The sequence below is a fragment of the Arthrobacter sp. NPDC055138 genome (assembly GCF_053607305.1).
The window spans coordinates 332,541-351,641 of record NZ_JBSGTH010000005.1; the positions used below are offsets into that span (position 1 = coordinate 332,541).

14 protein-coding genes and 1 tRNA gene are annotated in these 19,101 nt (G+C 65.7%); 2 read left to right on the plus strand and 13 right to left on the minus strand.

Annotated elements, in window-relative coordinates; all coding sequences use genetic code 11:
* Positions 1-59: 59 nt before the first annotated feature.
* The 7 genes from ACWF5H_RS14615 to ACWF5H_RS14645 form a co-directional block, all read right to left on the minus strand.
* On the minus strand, positions 60-560 hold the full coding sequence (locus ACWF5H_RS14615) for a hypothetical protein (protein WP_452037690.1): 501 nt from the start codon (positions 558-560) through the stop codon (positions 60-62).
* A gap of 10 nt (positions 561-570) precedes the next feature.
* Positions 571-2,493, minus strand: a complete 1,923-nt coding sequence (gene typA / locus ACWF5H_RS14620; protein ID WP_364648082.1) for a translational GTPase TypA — start codon at positions 2,491-2,493, stop codon at positions 571-573.
* Positions 2,494-2,667: 174 nt separating this feature from the next.
* Positions 2,668-4,011 carry a M20/M25/M40 family metallo-hydrolase gene (locus ACWF5H_RS14625; RefSeq protein WP_452037691.1) on the minus strand — a complete coding sequence of 448 codons (1,344 nt, stop codon included), beginning with the start codon at positions 4,009-4,011 and terminating at the stop codon, positions 2,668-2,670.
* Positions 4,008-4,457, minus strand: coding sequence for a hypothetical protein (locus tag ACWF5H_RS14630; protein ID WP_452037692.1), 450 nt, complete (start codon positions 4,455-4,457; stop codon positions 4,008-4,010). The genes ACWF5H_RS14625 and ACWF5H_RS14630 overlap by 4 nt, the downstream gene beginning before the upstream one ends.
* Positions 4,454-5,926 (minus strand): APC family permease, encoded by a 1,473-nt coding sequence (locus tag ACWF5H_RS14635; protein ID WP_452037693.1) that lies wholly within the window; start codon positions 5,924-5,926, stop codon positions 4,454-4,456. Before ACWF5H_RS14635 ends, ACWF5H_RS14630 begins: the two co-directional genes overlap by 4 nt.
* 634 nt (positions 5,927-6,560) lie before the next feature.
* Positions 6,561-7,097, minus strand: coding sequence for a hypothetical protein (locus ACWF5H_RS14640; RefSeq protein ID WP_452037694.1), 537 nt, complete (start codon positions 7,095-7,097; stop codon positions 6,561-6,563).
* A 133-nt stretch (positions 7,098-7,230) separates the two neighbouring features.
* On the minus strand, positions 7,231-9,051 hold the full coding sequence (locus tag ACWF5H_RS14645; protein ID WP_452037696.1) for an ABC transporter ATP-binding protein: 1,821 nt from the start codon (positions 9,049-9,051) through the stop codon (positions 7,231-7,233).
* Between the two features lie 80 nt (positions 9,052-9,131).
* Between ACWF5H_RS14645 and ACWF5H_RS14650 the strand changes: the two genes are divergently transcribed.
* Complete coding sequence (locus ACWF5H_RS14650) at positions 9,132-9,755, plus strand: PH domain-containing protein (RefSeq protein WP_452037698.1); 624 nt, start codon at positions 9,132-9,134, stop codon at positions 9,753-9,755.
* A 40-nt stretch (positions 9,756-9,795) separates the two neighbouring features.
* Here the strand turns inward: ACWF5H_RS14650 and ACWF5H_RS14655 are convergent, their stop codons facing one another.
* The 6 genes from ACWF5H_RS14655 to ACWF5H_RS14680 all read right to left on the minus strand — a co-directional run bounded on the left by ACWF5H_RS14655 (position 9,796) and on the right by ACWF5H_RS14680 (position 18,038).
* Complete coding sequence (locus ACWF5H_RS14655; protein ID WP_364648060.1) at positions 9,796-10,824, minus strand: ABC transporter permease; 1,029 nt, start codon at positions 10,822-10,824, stop codon at positions 9,796-9,798.
* Positions 10,821-12,362: an ABC transporter permease gene (locus ACWF5H_RS14660; RefSeq protein WP_452037700.1), complete on the minus strand. Its 1,542-nt coding sequence runs from the start codon at positions 12,360-12,362 to the stop codon at positions 10,821-10,823. Before ACWF5H_RS14660 ends, ACWF5H_RS14655 begins: the two co-directional genes overlap by 4 nt.
* Before the next feature lie 210 nt (positions 12,363-12,572).
* A complete protein-coding gene (locus tag ACWF5H_RS14665; protein ID WP_364648054.1) occupies positions 12,573-14,378 on the minus strand; it encodes an ABC transporter family substrate-binding protein in 1,806 nt (601 codons plus the stop codon).
* Positions 14,379-14,769: 391 nt separating this feature from the next.
* Entirely contained in the window at positions 14,770-16,572 is a 1,803-nt protein-coding gene (selB, locus tag ACWF5H_RS14670; protein ID WP_452037702.1) for a selenocysteine-specific translation elongation factor, read from the minus strand.
* A gap of 1 nt (position 16,573) precedes the next feature.
* Positions 16,574-17,905, minus strand: a complete 1,332-nt coding sequence (gene selA / locus ACWF5H_RS14675; protein WP_452037703.1) for an L-seryl-tRNA(Sec) selenium transferase — start codon at positions 17,903-17,905, stop codon at positions 16,574-16,576.
* Between the two features lie 38 nt (positions 17,906-17,943).
* Positions 17,944-18,038, minus strand: a tRNA-Sec gene (locus ACWF5H_RS14680).
* Between the two features lie 41 nt (positions 18,039-18,079).
* Here ACWF5H_RS14680 and selD point away from each other — a divergent pair.
* The gene (gene selD, locus ACWF5H_RS14685) at positions 18,080-19,093 is read left to right on the plus strand and encodes a selenide, water dikinase SelD (RefSeq protein ID WP_452037704.1); all 1,014 of its coding nucleotides are present in this window, start codon (positions 18,080-18,082) and stop codon (positions 19,091-19,093) included.
* The last annotated feature ends 8 nt before the right edge of the window (positions 19,094-19,101 follow it).

Consider the following 19,101-nt stretch of genomic DNA (forward strand, 5'->3'; position numbering starts at 1 on the left):
AGAGTGAGGCCTCCGGCCGGACGCACCAGGCCCCGGCCGGACGGAGTCAGGCCATGGAATCAGGCTTTCGCCCGCCGTGGTTTGAGCGCCCAGATGCAGACCAGCATCGCCGCCAGTGTGGCCGGCACCAGCCCGATCATCCAGATCCGGCCGGCCACGGCAATCGGCAATTCCACCGCGGCGGACGTCCCCGTGACAATCAGCGGCTCGGTTCCCGGTGCCAGAGCCATCAGTCCAACCAGGACATACGCGAGAACACCGGTTAGTCCGGCCATCAGCACATTGCGCGTCTTGAGCCCGGCCCAGACCATCACCGCCAGGGCAAACAGCAGAGCCGCCGCGGCTCCCCACGGATAGCTGGCGTCCTCGGCATACAGGATCTGTGAGTGCAGGGCCGTCCCGGCGACCGCCGTCACCACCGCTCCGAAGACAGCGGTGCCCCAGCCTTGGAAAGGGGGACGCCGCCGTCGTGCCTCAGGCCGTTCCGGCGCCTCGCCGGATGGGTTAAAAGCGGAAGGCAACCCGCCGTGGTCTCCGGCGGGTTGCCTCTGCTCTGTCATACGGTCCAGTTTATGCCCTGGCGCGCGCACGGGCGGCCTTGAGCCGCTCGTTGGCGTCCAGGACCAGCTTGCGGATGCGGATCGCCTCCGGAGTGACCTCGACGCACTCGTCCTCGCGGGCGAATTCGAGGGACTCTTCCAGCGTGAGGGTCCGCGGCGGAGTGAGGTTCTCGAAGCTGTCGGAGGAAGCGGCACGCATGTTGGTGAGCTTCTTTTCCTTGGTGATGTTCACGTCCATGTCGTCGGCGCGCGAGTTCTCGCCGACGATCATGCCTTCGTAGACCTCCGAGGTGGGCTGCACGAAGAAGGAGCCGCGTTCCTGCAGGTTGATCATCGCGAAGGGAGTGACCACGCCGGACCGGTCGGCCACCATCGAGCCGTTCGTGCGGTACTCGATCGGCCCGGCCCACGGCTCGTAGCCTTCGGAAATGGAGGCCGCGATGCCGGCACCCCGGGTTTCGGTCATGAAGCGGGTGCGGAAGCCGATCAGGCCGCGGGCCGGAACGATGAATTCCATCCGAACCCAACCGGTGCCGTGGTTGGCCATGTTGATCATCCGGCCCTTGCGGGCGGCCATCAACTGGGTCACCGCGCCGAGGTACTCTTCGGGCACGTCGATGGTCATGTGCTCCATCGGTTCGTGGACCTTGCCGTCGATGGTCTTGGTGACCACCTGGGGCTTGCCCACGGTCAGCTCAAAGCCTTCGCGGCGCATCTGCTCCACCAGGATGGCCAGCGCCAGCTCGCCGCGGCCCTGGACTTCCCAGGCGTCCGGGCGCTCGGTCGGCAGCACCTTCAGCGAGACGTTGCCCACCAGCTCCTTGTCCAGCCGGTCCTTGACCTGGCGGGCGGTCACCTTGGCACCCTTGACCCTGCCGGCCAGCGGCGAGGTGTTGATACCGATGGTCATCGAGATGGCCGGATCGTCCACCGTAATGAGCGGCAGCGGCTGCGGGTTCTCGGCGTCGGTCAGGGTTTCACCGATGGTGATGTCCTCAATGCCGGCGACGGCGACAATCTCGCCAGGGCCGGCGGATTCCGCCGGAACACGCGAGAGTCCCTTGGTGGCCAGCAGTTCGGAGATCCGAACGTTCTTCAACTGTCCGTCCTGGCGGGCCCAGGCCACGGTCTGCCCCTTCTGCAGGGTGCCGTTGTAGATGCGCAGCAGCGCCAGACGGCCCAGGAACGGGGAAGCGTCAAGGTTGGTCACGTGGGCCTGCAGCACGCCCTCCGGATCATAGGACGGGGCCGGAACGTGCTCCATGATGGTGGCGAACAGCGGCTCCAGGTCCTCGTCTTCCGGCAGGGTGCCGTCGGCGGGCTGGGTCAGCGAGGCGCGGCCGGCCTTGCCGGAGGCATAGACCACGGGAACGTTGAGGACGGCGTCCAGATCCAGATCGGGGACTTCGTCGGCAAGGTCGGAAGCCAGGCCCAGCAGCAGGTCCATCGCCTCGGCAACGACGGCGTCGATGCGTGCGTCCGGGCGGTCGGTCTTGTTGACCACCAGGATGACGGGGAGCTTGGCGGCCAGCGCCTTGCGCAACACAAAGCGGGTCTGCGGCAGCGGGCCCTCGGAAGCATCAACCAGCAGGACCACGCCGTCCACCATGGACAGGCCGCGCTCCACCTCGCCGCCGAAGTCGGCGTGGCCCGGGGTGTCGATCACGCTGATGGTGATGGTCTCGCCTTGGGCGGCCGGGCCGGAGTAGAACACGGTGGTGTTCTTGGCCAGGATGGTAATGCCCTTTTCACGTTCCAGTTCACCGGAGTCCATGACGCGCTCTTCGGTTTCGCCGTGGCTGGAGAAGGCACCTGTGTGCTTCAGCATGGCGTCCACGAGGGTGGTCTTCCCGTGGTCGACGTGGGCTACGATGGCGACGTTTCGAAGGTCGCTGCGAACGGCGCTCTGCGTCGATGCGGTGGTTTCAGACATGCGGGATTACTCTTCCGTGGATTACATGGAACCTGGGCCTAATATCGGACAGCCAGCGCCGTGCCCGGATGCGGGTAGGCACTCCATTGTAATCCGGCGTACCACTGATGGCCTAACGGAGACCGGATCCGAATCCGATGGCGGCACCACTAACCCGGCCTCACGCGCCGCGGGTCAGGCGCCGTAGCCGCGCAGGAACAACGCCAAACTCAGCGCCAAACGCTCGATTTCCCCGGGGTCCACGCTTTCATTCGGTGCGTGGATGAGCGCGAGCGGCTCCTCCACACCCATCAGGATGATCTCCGCTTCCGGATAGGTATCGGCGAGCACATTGCACAGCGGGATGGACCCGCCCTGCCCGAGCATGGTCATCGGGGTGCCGTACGCCTCCTGCATCGCCGCACCCATCGCGCCAAACCCCGGTCCGTCGACGGACGCCTCGAACGGAGAGCCGATCGCTTCGGTCCGCACGTCCACATTCACGCCCCAAGGGGCAGTGTCACGCAACTGCGCGACCAACGCGTCGTGGGCCTCGTTAGCGTCCGTACCCGGCGGTATCCGGAGGTTGAGCCGAGCGGCGGCACGCGGCACGATCGCGGCCGAAGAGCCCGTCACTGGAGGGCAGTCGATGCCCAGAACCGTCACGGCGGGCCGCGCCCACAGCATGTCCGAGACCGTTCCGTCGCCGAGCAGTTCCACCCCGTCGAGCACGCCGGCGTCGGTGCGGAACTGCTCGGACGGATATGGCTCGCCCTGCCATGAACGGGTCGCGCCGAGCCCCGCGATCGTCGTGTTGCCCTTCCCGTCGCGGAGGTCGGCGAGCATCTCGATGAGGGCGGCCAGCGCGTCGGGTGCCGGCCCGCCGAACATGCCCGAATGCACCTCGGAGGCTAGTGCCTGCACGGTGACGACGACGTTCGCCATGCCGCGCAGGCTGACGGTTGCCGCGGGTCGCCCGACCGCCGCGTTGCCGGTGTCGCAGACCAGGATCGTATCCGCGCGCAGGACATCGGGGTTGGCTTCCACGAAGGATTCAAGGCCTCCGGTGCCCTGTTCCTCGGAACCTTCGACGACGAGTTTCAGGTTCACCGGAATGTCGTCGCCGAGCGCTCTCAGCGCCAGCAGGTGCATCACGATGTTGCCTTTGCAGTCTGCTGCCCCGCGTCCGTACCAGCGGCCGCCAACCTCGGTGAGCTCGAACGGCGGTGTGCGCCACGCGGACTCATCGAGCGGCGGCTGCACATCATAGTGCGCGTAGAGCAACACCGTCGGGGCGTCCGGGTCTGCGGCGATGCGCCTCCCGACGACGGCGTGGCTCCCGTCCGGGGTGAGTTCAAGACGCGCATCGGCAAAACCGAGCGCGGTGAACCTGTCGCGTACCCACTCCGCCGTCCTCATGCATTCCTCGGGCGGGAACTGGCGCGGGTCGGCTACCGACTGCATGGCCACCAGCTCCGAGAGCTCCGCACGCACGGTCGCCATGAGTTCGCTGATCCGGGCGCGCAGGTCCATGGTCATCCGTTCGCCGAGTCGGTCGTTTCGAGGCTGTCGACGAACTGCTGGAACTCCTTTAGTTCATCGGGGCAATAGACCTTGATGATCGCCAACTGCCCGCGGAAGAGGGCGTTGTCCACCAAGACCGGGCGGATCCCGGGCCCGCTTGCACCGTTCGTGAGCAGTCCGTAGAGCGTCGAGCGGCTGAGTGCCCGGTTGGGATTGGCGCAGACGGAGCCGCCGTCGTCGCCGAGCACACGGGCCACGACCTCCGGCGCGGGCGCAGCTGTCGCGCCGGCGTCTTTGAGTACCTGAACGAGTTCGGTGGCCTTCTCCTCGGCCCGCTGGCTCTCGCGTGCGGTGCTGAACGCAACCACAGCCCACGCGGCAAGGATGACAAGGACCACCGTCACCACCACGTAGATCACCGATCGTTGGCGTGGACTCTGCTGCTCGGTTACAGTGCTCATGCCGCTGCCTCCTCCGACTCGCTGGCGGCGTCCGGCGACTTCCAGGACGGCTTCCGGAACCGGTAGAACAGCCACGGTATGAGCAGTCCGAGGCCAAGTGCGCCGCCGCCGACGATCACGAAGTAGATCCACGGGTTGCCGCCGCCGAACTGCGACGGCGGGATGAACCCGACGAGCAGCGCGGCGAGCGATGCCGCGAAGCCGACTCCGCAGAGGCCGACGAGCATCGGGGCGCGGTATCCGCGGGGGTGGTCGGGGTGGCTGCGCCGCAGTCGCACGGCCGCCACGAACATGAGCAGGTACATGATCAGGTAGACCTGCGTGGTGATCACGGAGAAGATCCAGTAGGCGCTCGATACGCTGGGGATGAGCGCGTAGCCGAGGGCGATCACCGTGGTCACGACCCCCTGTGTCACCAGCAGGTTCTGTTGCACGCCGTTCTTGTTCAGCTTCTGCAGGAACGGGGGAAGATACCCCTCCTGCCGGGAGATGAGCAGCAGGCCCTTCGAGGGCCCGGCGAGCCAGGTCAGCATACCGCCGAGGGAGGCAGCTACCAGCGCGATGCCGATGATCGGGGTGAGCCATTGCCAGCTGAACACGGCGAGCACCGCGTCGAACGCCTGCATGACCCCCGCGGTGAGCGAGAGCTGGTCGGCCGGAACGATCCAGCTGATGGCCAGCGCCGGCAGGATGAAGATCAGCAGCACCAGACCCATCGAGAGGAAGATCGCCTTCGGGAACTCCTTGGCGGGCTGGCGCAGCGAGGACACGTGCACCGCGTTCATTTCCATGCCGCTGTAGGACAGGAAGTTGTTGACGATGAGCACCAGGCTGGCGAGGCCGGCCCACTCCGGGAAGAAGTTGGCGGCGGTCATGGGTGCCGCCGATGGGTTCCCTTGACCAAGGAAGACAGCACCGAGCAGCACCAGTAAGGTTCCGGGAATCAGCGTTCCGATGATCAGGCCGGCGCCGGCGAGGCCAGCGACGCCCTTGGTGCCGCGGGACGAGATGAGTACGCCTGACCAGTAGCAGACCATGATCACCAGCGCGGTCCATGGGCCGCTGCTAGCGAGGTCGGGATTGATCACGTAGGCGAGCGTCGAAGCGACGAACCCGAGAAGCGTCGGATAGTAGAAGATGGTCATCGCGAACTGGCACCAGACGGCGAGGAAGCCCATGGGCTTGGAAATGCCTTTGGCCACCCAGTTGTACACACCGCCCTTCCACCCCGACGCCAGCTCCGCCGAGACCAGCGAGGTCGGCAGCAGGAACACGATCGCCGGCACAAGGTATAAGAAGACCGCAGCCAGCCCGTAGACCGCCATGGTCGGCGAGGGCCTGAGGCTCGCCACCGAAGCGGTGGTCATGAGTGCCAGCGCGACCCACGAGATATAGGCGACGGCGGGAGGCTTAGCCGCGGGCAGGCCCGAAGCGCTGGCGCGGCCGTCTGAAGAATCGGCGGCACTCATCAAGACCTCCTCGGCCCGGGCATCGCTGCCCGCAGCCATGCGGACCCGTGAGGATCCAAACTTAACCGCATGTCCACGGTGTCCACCTCCAGGTAATCGCCTCGACGTTGCACTTCACGGCACCCAATGTTCTGACCCGTGGCGTCGAGTTACCGATCTGATGCTGAGGATCGTCGCAGAACCTGGGGTCGTCCGGCATCCCCCGAGCAGGATGAACTCTGCCGCAGCTCAGACCGGCGGAAGAGTACCTGCGGGTTTCCTCCGATCCGACCGGGGGCCTCCCTCCACGCAGGAAATGGTTTCTGCGGCTCTTCGCCGGTACCGGGGCCGTCGGTCCGTGCACCAAGGGACTATGCAGCGACCCACCAGCTACTCATCAGCTGCCAGCCAGAGCGGGGTTCTCACCCCCTGTGGATGATGCCTCCACCAAGCGCACGTCGTCGACTCAGCGGAGGCAGCCGGCCCGGCTGGTGGACGAGCCGAAGACCGCGATCGCCTTCGTGGTCATCCTGGCCGCAGCGCTCCTGCTGGATCTCGTCTGGAAGGGCGTCCGCGACCGCGGGAGTCCACGCTCTGCTTCAGCGACCAGCCAGGGTCCCGCTAGTTCTCCGGCGTCGAGGCGCAAGGGCCGCGGTCAGGCCAGCTCGCCGAGTTTGGCCTTCCAGAAGGCCCGCCAGTGATCGAGCTGCTCGACCGACTCAAGCCGTTCATGCTGTAGGCCGACGGAAGCCTTTCCTGCGGCCTTCTCGTAGATGTGCACATTGACCCGGGAGCCGTCCGCCAAGCCGCAGCGCCAGTAACGCCATTTTGCGGTGTCACTCAACTCGGGTCCGCGGGTGACCACTATGCCCGAGAATTCCTCCGCTCCGCCGACTATGGCAACCCACTGATCCCGCGCCTCGTCCATGCTGCCGCGTACCGTCTTGCTCACCGAGGTCTGGAACTCGCCGTCGCAGTCCTGGCCCGGCTGGCGCCGGCCGATCTGCTGTTCGAAGGCAATGGTCGCCGATTGCGCCCACCATCCCTCAGCCAAACCAGACTCATTCAAGGCCAGGGCAATGTCCTTGTGGCTGAGCGTTGCGGCACCGATGCCGGCCAGGAACTCTTCAACCGTGGACCAGCTGACGCCGATGCCGTTTTCGATCGCCTCGATGTTCATGCTGCGGACCACTGACACTCCTGACGTGAACGGTAGCCCGGTCGGTGCGCTCGGCTGAGCGCACCGACCGGATGGGGCTGAACCCCTGCCCGTCATTTCGCCATGGGCAGGGGCGCAACACTATGGATGGCGGAATTCGTTGGAGTCAGTCGCCGGCGGCCAGCAGCAGGGCCCGCAGCTCGCGGCGCTCGCGCTGCTTCTCCGGATCGGGCAGTGGCACGGCCGCCAGGAGCCGCTGGGTGTACAGTTCCTGCGGGTTGCGCAGAATCTCGTCCCGGGTGCCCTGCTCAACGATCCGGCCGTGCCGCATGACGCAGATGCGGTCGGCCAGCACGTCGATGACGGCCAGGTCGTGCGTCACGAACAGGCAGGCGAAGCCCAGTTCCTGCTGCAGGTTCTGGAACAGCTCCAGCACCGTGGCCTGGACCGACACGTCCAGTGCGGACGTGGGTTCGTCTGCCACCATCAGCTTGGGCTCCAGCGACAGTGCCCGGGCGATGCCAACGCGCTGCTTCTGGCCGCCGGAGAGTTCGTGCGGATAGCGGTTGCGGTAGGCCCGCGGCAGCTCCACCTGGTCCAGCAGTGCCTCAATCCTCCGCTGCAGCGCGGCCCCCTTGGCCACGCCGGCCAAGTACATGGGTTCGCCAATGCTCTCGCCAATCGGCAACCGAGGGTTCAGCGAGGATGATGGGTCCTGGAACACCATGCCCACCTGCCGGCGCAGCGTGTGCAGCTGCTTGGGCCGTGCACCGGCGATTTCCTGCCCGACCACGCGCAACGAGCCCTCCGCGACGGGCAGCAGCCCCACGGCGGCGCGCCCGATGGTGGTTTTGCCCGAGCCGGACTCCCCCACCAGGCCAACAACCTGGCCCGGGTAGATGGACAGGCTGGCGCCTTCCACGGCGCGGAAAGCCGGGACGCGCCCCTGCTTGGGGTATTCGATGGCCACATTGGCCAGTTCAAGCACGGCTTCGCCCCTGGCCACGTCATGGAGCGACTGTGCCAGGGCTTCGGCATTCTCGCGTTCGCGCCGTTGCAGCTCGGTCTCGTTGATGCTGAGTGAGGCGCCGGTCGCCGCGGCCAAGGCCGCTGTGATGTCCACTTCGGCGTCGTTTTCTGAGCCTCCGCCCAGGTGCGGCACGGCGGCCAGCAAAGCCTGCGTGTATTCATGCTGCGGATTATTGAAAATCTCCACCGCGGTTCCGGTCTCCACGATCCGGCCGCGCCGCATCACGGCGATCTTGTCCGCCAGATCGGCCACCACGCCCATGTCGTGCGTGATCAGCACAATGGCGCTGTCCAGCTTATTGCGCAGATTGCGCATCAGATCCAGGATTTCGGCCTGGACGGTGACGTCCAGCGCGGTGGTGGGCTCATCGGCGATCAGCAGCTTGGGATCGCAGGACAACGACTGGGCGATCATGGCGCGCTGCCGCTGGCCACCGGAAAGCTGGTGCGGGTAGGACCGGAAGGCCTTTTCCGGGTCGGGCAGCTCGACCAGTTCCAGCATCCGCAGCGCCCGCTGTTTGGCGTCCTCCGGCGAGATGGCATTGTGCAGCCGCAGCGTTTCCACGATCTGGAACCCGATGGTGTACACGGGGTTCATCGCCGTCATGGGCTCCTGGAAAATCACTGCAACATCGTTGCCGCGGACTTGCCGGAGCTTGGCGCTGCTCAGGCCCAGGATTTCCCGACCGTTGAGCCTGACGCTCCCCGTCGCGCGGCTGTTGGACGGCAACAGGCCCAGCAGCGCCATGGAACTGGCGCTCTTGCCGGAACCGGATTCGCCCACGATGGCGAGGACTTCGCCTGCCTTGACGTCGTAGGTGAGGTTGATCGCGGCAGGTACCCATTCCTTGTCCACGCCGAAATCGACGCTGAGGTTGGTCACCTCCAGGACGGGTGCTGAGCTGCGAGCCGTTTCCACGCTTCCTACCGGCAGCGTCGGATCGATGATTTCAGTCATAGCTGGTCTTTCCCTTCCAACCTGTCGCAGTTGGTTGATGCTAGTGGAGAACTGGTGGCCAGTCCTGAAACTATGGGGGCATGACAACGTCTGCTGCTGCCAGCTCCACGGTCTTCCGTCCGCGCTCCGCAATCTGGTTCACCGGAGTGGTCTGGGCGATCGTGGCAATCAGCTTGGCGTCCTCGGTGCTGACGCACGGGACGGACAGCTTGCTCGGCTCCTGGCCGCTGCTGACTATCGCTTACGTGACGTGGTGGCTGGCCTGGTACCCCGCGGTGGTTATCGGCGACCATGGGGTGGTGCTGCGCAACCCGGTCCGGACCATCTCCGTGCCCTGGAACGCCCTGGTGACCGTTGACACCAAGTACGCACTGACCTTGGTGACCCCTCGCGGCAAGTACAGCTCGTGGGCCGCACCCGCTCCCGGAATGTTCGGTGTCCACCGTGCCCGCACCGATCACGTCCAAGGGCTTCCGGAGACCACATACGGCCCGGCGCAGTCGATCCGCCCGGGCGATCTGGCGAACTCGGATTCCGGCGCAGCAGCCTACCAGGTCCGGAAACGCTGGGCGGAGCTTCTGGCCGCGGACAGGATCAGCATCGGTGAGGCGGACCGCGTCCCGGTGAGCCGTAAGCCGAATTGGGTTTTGCTTGCCGCCGGAACCGCGCTGGTGGTTCTCAGTGCGGTGACGCTGGCCAACTGAGCCTGGCCGCGTCCGGCCGGGGAAGCGTCGGGTTCGCATCTTAGACGCCCGTCGTCTGGGTGGTTCCGGTCTCGGGGTGGGCGGAAACCGCGGCGGCCTTCGCTCTTTTGGCATTGAACTTCTTCTGCCGGGGGTCGAAAGCGTCGCGCAGCCCATCGCCGATGAAGTTGATGCACAGGCAGATCGCCACGATGAACAGACCCGGCCACCAGAACAGCCACGGACGGGTTTGGAATGCTTCCTGGTTCTGGCTGATCAGCGAGCCCAGCGACACATCCGGCGCCTTAACCCCCATCCCAATGTAGGACAGGCTGGTCTCCAGCAGGATCGCCGCAGACATGCTCAGGGTCACCGAGACGATGATGACGCCCACGGCGTTCGGCAGGATGTGCTTGAAGATGATGCGGGCGTTGGACGCGCCGGCGATCCGTGCAGCGTCGACGAATTCCCGCTCCCGCAGGGACAGGAATTCGGCGCGCACCAAGCGTGCCAGGCCGGTCCAGACCACGGCGCCCACGAACAGACCGAGGAAGTACGGCTGGACATCGGCGCCTACGGCGCGCCCCGCCACCTGACCCATCACGGCCGCAATGATGATCAGCGGGATCACGATCACGACATCGGTCAACCGCATCAGCACGGTCTCAATCCAGCCGCGGAAGTAACCCGACATTGCACCGATTACAACACCGATGGCCCCGCCCACCAGGCCAATGAGGAACATGACCGCCACCGAGATCTGGACCCCGCGCATGGTCTGGGCAAAAGTGTCACGGCCCAACCGGTCCTGGCCGAACGGGTGCTCGCCCAGGCCCAAGGGGAACAGTTGCAGGGTGGGCCGGCCGCCATTGACCAAGTCGTTGACGCCGTTGTGCGTGTATTTCCACCATCCGGGCAGCCCGAACATTCCGCTCGATGAATAGGCGATCAGCAGGATCAGGGCGAAAACCACCAGGCTGATCACGGCGGCGGTGTTGCCGAGGAAGCGCCGACGGACAATCTGGCCCTGGCTTAGGCCTGCTTTGTTCTCGTCAGTTGCGGCAACGGGTTTCGTTGACGTGGTGCTCATGCCTTTACCCTCACTCGCGGATCAAGCGCGGAGTAGACCAGATCCGCGACTAGGTTGAACACCAAGGCAAGAATGCCGGTGATCAGGAAAACGCCCATCACAGGATTGGGATCGACTCGGTCCAAGGACTGAATGAACAGCTGGCCCATACCGGCAAACGCGAACACCTGCTCGGTAATCACGGCACCGCCAATCAAACCGCCGATGTCGAAAGCAACAATCGTGGCGATGGGGATCAATGCGTTGCGGAAGGCGTGGCGCATGACCACTGTCCTTTCGCTCAAGCCCTTGGCCCTGGCCGTACGGATGTAGTCCATGTTCATGATTTCCAGCATGGACGAGCGTGCGTAGCGGCTGTAGGACGCCAACGAGATGAGCAGCAGGGCAACGGTTGGCAGCAACAGGTGCGTGAAGGTATCCAGCCCGTGGACCCAGAAGTCCCCCTGCAGGTTCGGCGTCTCGGACCCGATGGTGGCGATGGGCCGCCCGTTGATTCTGCCGTTGTTGAAGTACGCGGGCCAGGCCTGCATGTATCGGTCCAGCAGGATGAGGCCGCCGACCAGGAACGCGGTCATGGCGGCAGCATTCATGTTCTGCCGCCGGTCGTAGCCGCCCATCAGCCAGCCCACGGCCAAGCCGATCAGGACGGTGGCAAGGGCCAGCAGGAAGATCATCAGCCCAGTGGCTTGCGCCAAGAGTTGTTGGATGGGGAAGTAAATGACGGTGCCGATGCCCACGGTGATCAGCGCGGCATAAAGGGCCCTGCGGTTTTTCAGGCCGGCAGCCAGCAACGTGATGCCGAAGGCGATCGCAACGCCGCAGATAACAATGACGACCAAGCCAAGGCCCGGTGTCTTGAACCATTGGGTCACCGACAGGCCCCATATGACCGCGGCGGCCAGCAGGAAGCCGATGCCTGCCATCCCGAGTTTCCTCAGGTAAGTTCCCTTGGCACAGACGAACCACACCGCGGCACTGGCTACTCCGATGATCAGAATCGACGAAACCGGAATACTCGGATCCCGGAGAAAATTGTTGAACCCGATGGCACCGAATTCCTTCAGCAGCACGGCAACCCAAAAGACCGGAAGCGAAAAGAAGAGGAACGCCATGAACGTGACGCCGTAGTCCAGCCCGCTGTATTGGCGCAGCGCCGTGACAATACCGAGTGAAACGCCGATGACGATGGCGAGTACCGCCGCAGCAGTCACCAGCAGAATCGTCATTCCCATGGCGCGGCCCAGAGCTTCGGTGACCGGTTGGCCGTTCAACGCATAACCCAAATCGCACTGGCCGACGAAGGGAACAACGCACTTGGCCGCGCCGGCCAGCCAGCCGAAGTACCGGATCGGGGCGGGCGTCCCGAGGTCCAAGAGCGCGATCCGCTGCTGGATCAACTGCTCTTTATTGGGCGAATTACTTTCGCGCAGGTCGTGGAGGGGGTCACCTGACAGAGCTGTCAATTGGTAGACCAGGAAGGAGGCACCCAGGAGAATAAGCACGGCGGTAAAAAGCCGCCGCACAATGTAGGTCACCATAGCGTTTTTCAACCTCGCTGATGTGGTTCTGGAAGTCTTGTTGATCCCTCGGTGTCACAAATGAGCGTAATGCAGTCGAAGGCTGACGACTATTGGGAAAACCCAACTACTTGTGGCAGGAAATGGATCATAAAAGCTGCAAGACGTCGGGACCGAGGTATTCAGGGTCCCGACGCCTTGCATGCTCTTGCCTAGGATCAGGCTTGAAGGTTACTTAACCTTCCACTCCCAGAAGTTCCAGAAGACGCCTGTCTGGTTCGGCTGGTACTTCACGCCCTCGATGCGGTCGCTGTTGTAGGCATCAAGGCCCACGGACTGGAACAGCGGGAGTCCGTAGAAGGAATCCCAGACATGCTTGTCGATCTGGGTGACGAGCTTGTCCTGTTCGGCCGAGTCGGTGGTCACGATCAGCTCGTCCATCAGCTTGTCGGCTGCCGGTTCCGAGAAGCCGTTGAAGTTGGAGCCGGCATCGGTCTTGAAGATCTGCGGTACGCCGGATACACCCACGCCAGGCGAGGTCCAGCCGAAGATCGTCGCGTCGTAGGTTCCGTTGCCCAGCGCCGCACCCCAGTCGGAGGCGCCCAAGCCGCCGTCGACAATCTTGAAGCCTGCCTTCTCAGCGGACTCCTGGATCAGCGCGTAGGCGTCGGCACGGTTGGGGTTGTCCTTGTTGTACATGATCCGGACTTCCGGCGTGGCGCCGGCAAGGAGCTCCTTGGCACCCTCAACGTCCGCTTCCTTGTAGTCCCCGGAGCCGTTGCTGGCCGCGGAGGCCTCGTAGGCATCCTGGGCCGGCACGAAGAACTGCGAATCCAGCGGCGCGGCGTCGGCCTTAAGCGGCTTCACAATCCGGTCAACAATTGCCTGGCGGGGAATGACCTTCATGAAGGCTTCGCGGACGTTGTCGTCCTTGAACACACCGGTGTAGTTCAGGTCGATGTGGTCGTAGGCGAGCTGGTCCTCGACATCTACGGTGACGCCCTCGATGCCTTGCAGCAGTTCAACGGTGTCGGCCGAAGGCTGCGGGGCAATAATGTCCACCTCGCCGTTCTTCAGGGCGCTGACCTGGTCCGGGGCAGCACCGATGAAGCGGATGGTCACTTCATCAACGGCCGGCTGCGGTCCGAAGGTGTAGGACTCGTTGCGGACCAGGGTGATCGACTGATCCGGAGTGATCGAATCGACGACGAACGGACCGCTGGAGAGGTACAGCGACTCGTCGGTCGGCAGCGACTTCGTGTCGAAGCCCGTGTTCCAGAAATCGGCGACGGCCTTCAGGTCCTTGTTCTCCTTGGCCGGCTCATCGGGGTTTCCACGCTTCAGGCCCTGGATGATGTCGACGAGCGCCTGCTCATCGGCCAAGCCGGCCTTTTCGGCCAGAACGTGGGCCGGCAGGCCGATGCCGCCGTCATTGAGCCCGCCGAAAGCGATCTCCCAGTCGGCGAACGGCTTGGAGTACGTCAGGGTGATCGAACGGCCGTCATCGCCGACCTCGGGAATCTCGGTCAGCCCCAGCCCGCTGGTGTCACCGGCGAAGTCGAAGTAGCTCGTTCCGCTGGTGACGTTGCCTTCCTCGTCCGTCTTGGCGTCATTGGCGTAGCCCGATTCGACCAGCCAGTTCAGCAGCAGGTCGCCGGCGTCAACGGCATTGCCGTCCGACCACTTAGCGCCTTCGTTCACGGTGTACTTCACCACGAGCGGGTCATCCGAGACCTTCTCGTAGGTGCCGAATTCTTCGTTCCGTACCACCTTGAGCTGATTGTCAACGTAGTAAAAACCGCCGTGCGTCATGTAGGCGATCTTGCCGTTAATGTCGACATTGCCCGTGGCGGAATCCGAGTTGAATGAGCTGAAAGCGTTGGTCTCAGCGACGCTGATTGAACCGCCGGCTGCGGCCGCGGTGGACTCGCCCGTGCCTTCAGGGGAATTTCCGCCGCCCGAAGTCGCGCAGGCGCTCAGGGCCAGGGCTGCAACAGCCGCGACACCAATAGCTTTGGAAGTACGTCCGAAACGCATTCCGCCTCCTTGTTTCTGTCTCTGAAAGGTCCCCGGCAGTGCTGCAGAGGACGGACATACACCCCGTCGCCTGAAGTTCAACGAGCTTCCCGCCGAACGTGGCATGTCTCACACGCATTAGAGCGTAAACCGGAACCACCCGGGTTGGGTATAAAAACTTCGCTTCAGATCCGGTTGTTACCGAGATGCAACCTTAAAGCCTCGGCCCGTCTCCGCGGGAAACATGGCCGTCATCGTGACGCAACGCCGGAAATAGCCCGGAAACACAGGGGAAGAGGGCGCTCCGGCCCGCGACGTGGGGCCGGGAAGACAGTTGCCTGAGACAAACTTTAGTTATCGGCTGCTAACTGAACGCACCGGCTGCGATGGCCTTCGACCGGTTGCCTGCCGCCTATCCCGGGGCTGGACGGACGAGGGCGCGGTGGCCGGAGTCGAGGCGCCGGGTCCATCCCAGTCCGTCGAGGTGTTCGAGCAGCGGGACGGCAACGCGCCTGGTGGTACCCAAGCGTTGGCGTGCCTCACTGGTGGTAAAGGGCTGCGGCAGACGGGCCAATTCACGCATCGCCATGGCCGGCGCGTGCGGAAGCAGGACCACGCCGCCGGCCAGCCGCAGCAGGCGGCCGCTTCGCTCGGCTGCCGCCAGTTCCCGGTCGCCTAGTCCCAGATCCTTCAGGTCGTGAGCCTCCGGCGCGGCGAATGGTTGCGTGCTCAGGCCTCTTTCCACCGCGCGCACGGCCGCCTCTGCCGGGCCGAGGTCGCCGCGGGGTCCCGGGAGGCGGATGAATCCGCCGTCGTGCTCCAGACCTGCTTCCCGCACCACCGTGTCCAAAAGTGCTTCGCCTTCGGGGCCCAGCAACTCCCGGGCAGCCCCGCGGGACAGGCCGGCCGACAGCGGGTCCTTCTGCGCGAGTTCCTGGACCGCGAGGCGCAGCCGCCGCTGCCAGGCGTCGAAGACGGGCTGATGTACCCACCAGTCACCAAACGCCTGCACCTGGTCGGGCACCTTTCCGAGGGAAGCAACACCCATGCGCCGCAAGTGGCTTACGCGGACCGCACCGCGGCGGGCGACTTCGATCAGCGCGTCTCCCTCGGGACGCATGACCGCGAGGCTTTGCGCCCGCTGAGCGCTGTCGCCGCGGCGTTTGAGGGCCGGCGGATCGACGTCAAGGACTTGCACTCCCGCCAACACCGAACGGCTGTCCGTTGTCCGGAGCACCAAGCGATCCCCGAGCTCAAGCGGCAGTCGCCGATCGAAGGCGAGCCGGGCATGATCGCCGTCGAACGGACGCAGCCGGCACGGCACGGCGGCGGTGCCGATATGCGCGATCAGTTCCCGCGGAACCTCGCCGAACGGCGTCCCCATGCTCCGGCGCACATCGATCGTGTCCACCATCGGCCAGCTGTCTTCAGAGACCAAGACGTCGCCGCGGTGCACGGACTCAGCAGGCACACCGGAGCGCAGGTTGACGGCCACCCGGTTGGTTGGACCGATAGAGGGAACCGCTTGATTGCGGCTGTGCAGGGCCCGCACCGACACCGTCCTGACGTCCCGATGGCCGTACATCCGCAAACGGTCTCCCTGGGTCAGGGTGCCCGCCGCAAGGGTCCCGGTGACCACGGTCCCGGCGCCGCTGATGCTGAACGAACGGTCAATCCAGAGGCGCACCCGGGCCATCGGGTCGGGACGCGGCAGGGATTCCAACTTCTCGTCCAGGACACGGCGCAATTCTTCGAGTCCGGTCCCGGCAACCGCGGAGACGGTGACCGCCGGTGCGTCGGACAGCGCGGTGCCGGCCAGCTCAGCGCGCACCCGCGCAAGAACCTCGTCGGACCGGTCCGGCGCGCGGTCGCCGCGGGTCAGCACCACCACCCCATGGCTGATGCCAAAGGCGGCGATGGCGTCGCGGTGGTCGCTGGATTGCGCCTGCCACCCCTCGTCGACGGCGACAACGAAACACACCGCCGGGACGGGTCCGAGGCCGGCCAGCATGTTTCCGAGGAACCGCTCGTGGCCGGGAACATCCACGAACGCCACGTCCCTGCCAGATGGAAGCCGTGTCCAGGCGAAACCGAGGTCAATGGTCAGGCCCCGGCGCCTTTCTTCGGCCCAACGGTCGGTCTCCATTCCGGTGAGAGCCCGCACGAGGGTGCTCTTACCGTGGTCGACGTGTCCGGCGGTGGCCACCACGAACATCTCAGGAGCCTGCGGCTCTCGGCCCGCCATCGACGTGGGCAAGGGCAGCGCGGACGGCGGCAGCCAGCCGCTCGTCGTCGGCCTCTGGCACGCAGCGCAGGTCGATCAGGCAGGCACCGCCGTGGACCCGTGGCAACACCACCGGGTCCCCCGTGCGCAGCGGCCGGGCGACACGTTCGGAGAGTTGGACTGCCCAGCCCGGCAGCGGAACCCCGGGCGCCCCCCCGCCCCCGACCCTGCCGTCATGCTCGACCAGCCGGCCCCCGGTGGCGGCCGCCAGGCGTTCCGCGCGCTCCCGGAGCCGGACGGGGTCGGCGTGCAGCGCGGCCGTCACCGGCGTCGGTCCGCCACAGATGGTCGCTTCCAATGCGGCCAGCGTCAGCTTGTCCGCCCGCACCGCCCGCGCCAATGGATGGCGGATCAGCCGGGCCATCGCCTCGGAACGGCCCAAGGCCAGTCCTGCCTGGGGGCCGCCCAAAAGTTTGTCCCCGCTGGCGATGACGACGTCGGCACCTGCGGCCAGCGCGCCCGAGATGTCCGGTTCCCCGGGCAGCATCGGGTCCGGTGCGAGCAGGCCGCTACCGAGATCCACCACCAGGGGAACCCGATGTTCGTCGGCCAGGGCGCGCAGTTGGCCGATGCCGACGCCAGAGGTGAACCCACTGACCCGGAAATTGCTGGGGTGCACCTTGAGCAGGCAGCCGGTTTGCGGGCCGATCGCCGCAGCGTAATCCGCCAGGTGCGTCCGGTTGGTGGTCCCTACTTCGCGCAAGCGGGCACCGGTCGATTCAATCAGCTCGGGAAGCCTGAACCCGGCCCCGATCTCCACGAGCTCACCGCGGCTGATCACCACCTCGCCGGCACCGGCGAGCGCGGTGGTGGCCAGCACTAGGGCCGCGGCGCCATTGTTCACCACCAGGGCTTCTTCGGCAGCCGGACAGGCCTCCAGCAAAGCCTGCCGTGCGCCCGCCCCGCGCCGTGATCGGGCGCCGCTGGGCAAGTCCATTTCCACGTCGACATAACCTGCCGCCGAGAGCAGAGCCTGCCGGGCAGAACCGGAGAGCGGAGCGCGTCCCAGATTCGTATGCACAATGACCCCGGTGGCGTTGAGAACGGGCCTGAGCGAGGAGGCTGCGCGGGAAGCTACCGCGGACAGGAGCCTCGCTTCCACGTCTCCCGGGGCAAAGTCGCCGCGGCGCGCCTGTTCCTGCACGTCGCGCACGGTAGAACGGATCACGTCGTCGCCGAGCCGGCTGCGTGCGAGGCGAAGTTCCGGATGGGCGAGCAGCTGGTCGGTGCGCGGAATCTGCCGGCGCGGGTCGTTCTGGCCCACGGCCCCTCCTTCCCCGCGTCACCAACGACTGCAGCAGCTGGCGGAAGCGGACGGGAATCGAACCCGCCAGACCGAGGTACTCGGTCTCACCGGTTTTGAAGACCGGGGGGCCCACCAGGACCCGGACGCCTCCAAGTGCATGCTAACACCGGCCACCGCTCCTATGCTGGACCCATGAACGCGATCAGCGGCGTGATCGAAGAACCCACGGAAGCCGTCCGGCTGACCACCTACGCGCACGGCGGAGGCTGCGCGTGCAAGATTCCGCCCGGTGAACTCGAGGACGTGGTCCGCGGCCTGACCGGCCAAGCCGATCCCGGCGTCCTCGTCGGGCTCGACGACGGCGACGATGCCTCCGCCGTGCAGGTGGGCAATGATCTTGCGGTGCTTTCGACGGCGGACTTCTTCACTCCCGTGGTGGATGATGCCTATGACTGGGGCCGGATCGCGGCGGCGAACGCCCTCTCGGATATCTACGCCATGGGCGGGCGTCCGATCAGCGCGATTAACCTGGTCGGCTGGCCCCGTGGCGTCCTGCCGATGGAACTGCTCACCGAAGTGTTGCGAGGCGGGCTGGATGTGGCCTCGGAGGCAGCGTGTCCGGTGACCGGCGGGCACTCGGTCGACGACCCGGAACCGAAGTACGGGATGGCGGTGACCGGAATCGCCGCACCCGGACAGCTCCTGCGCAACGACGCCGCCGAGCCCGGGCTGCCGATCACGCTGACCAAGCCGATCGGCCTTGGCCTGCTGAACAACCGGCACAAGCAGACCGGTGAGGTCTTCGACGAGGCGATCGCCGTGATGACCCAGCTGAACCGGGATGCCGCAGACGCGGCGCTGCGCTGTGGTGTCCGCGCGGCAACCGACGTCACCGGGTTCGGCCTGCTCGGCCACCTCTACAAGATGTGCCGCGCGTCAAGCGTGGGGGCGGTGATCGACCGCGCTGCGGTGCCCCTCGTCGCCGGGGCACGGGAAGCGCTCCGGGATGGCTTCATCTCCGGAGGCACCCGGCGCAACCTCGACTGGGTGCGCCCGCATCTGCGCACGGGAGCAGGCATCACGGAAGACGACCTGCTGATGCTGGCCGATGCACAGACCTCCGGCGGCTTGCTCGTGGTCGGCGAGTTGCCCGGGCACCCCGTGATCGGGCAGACCGTTGCCGGGGCGGGGATCGAAGTGCGCTAGTCGTCCCG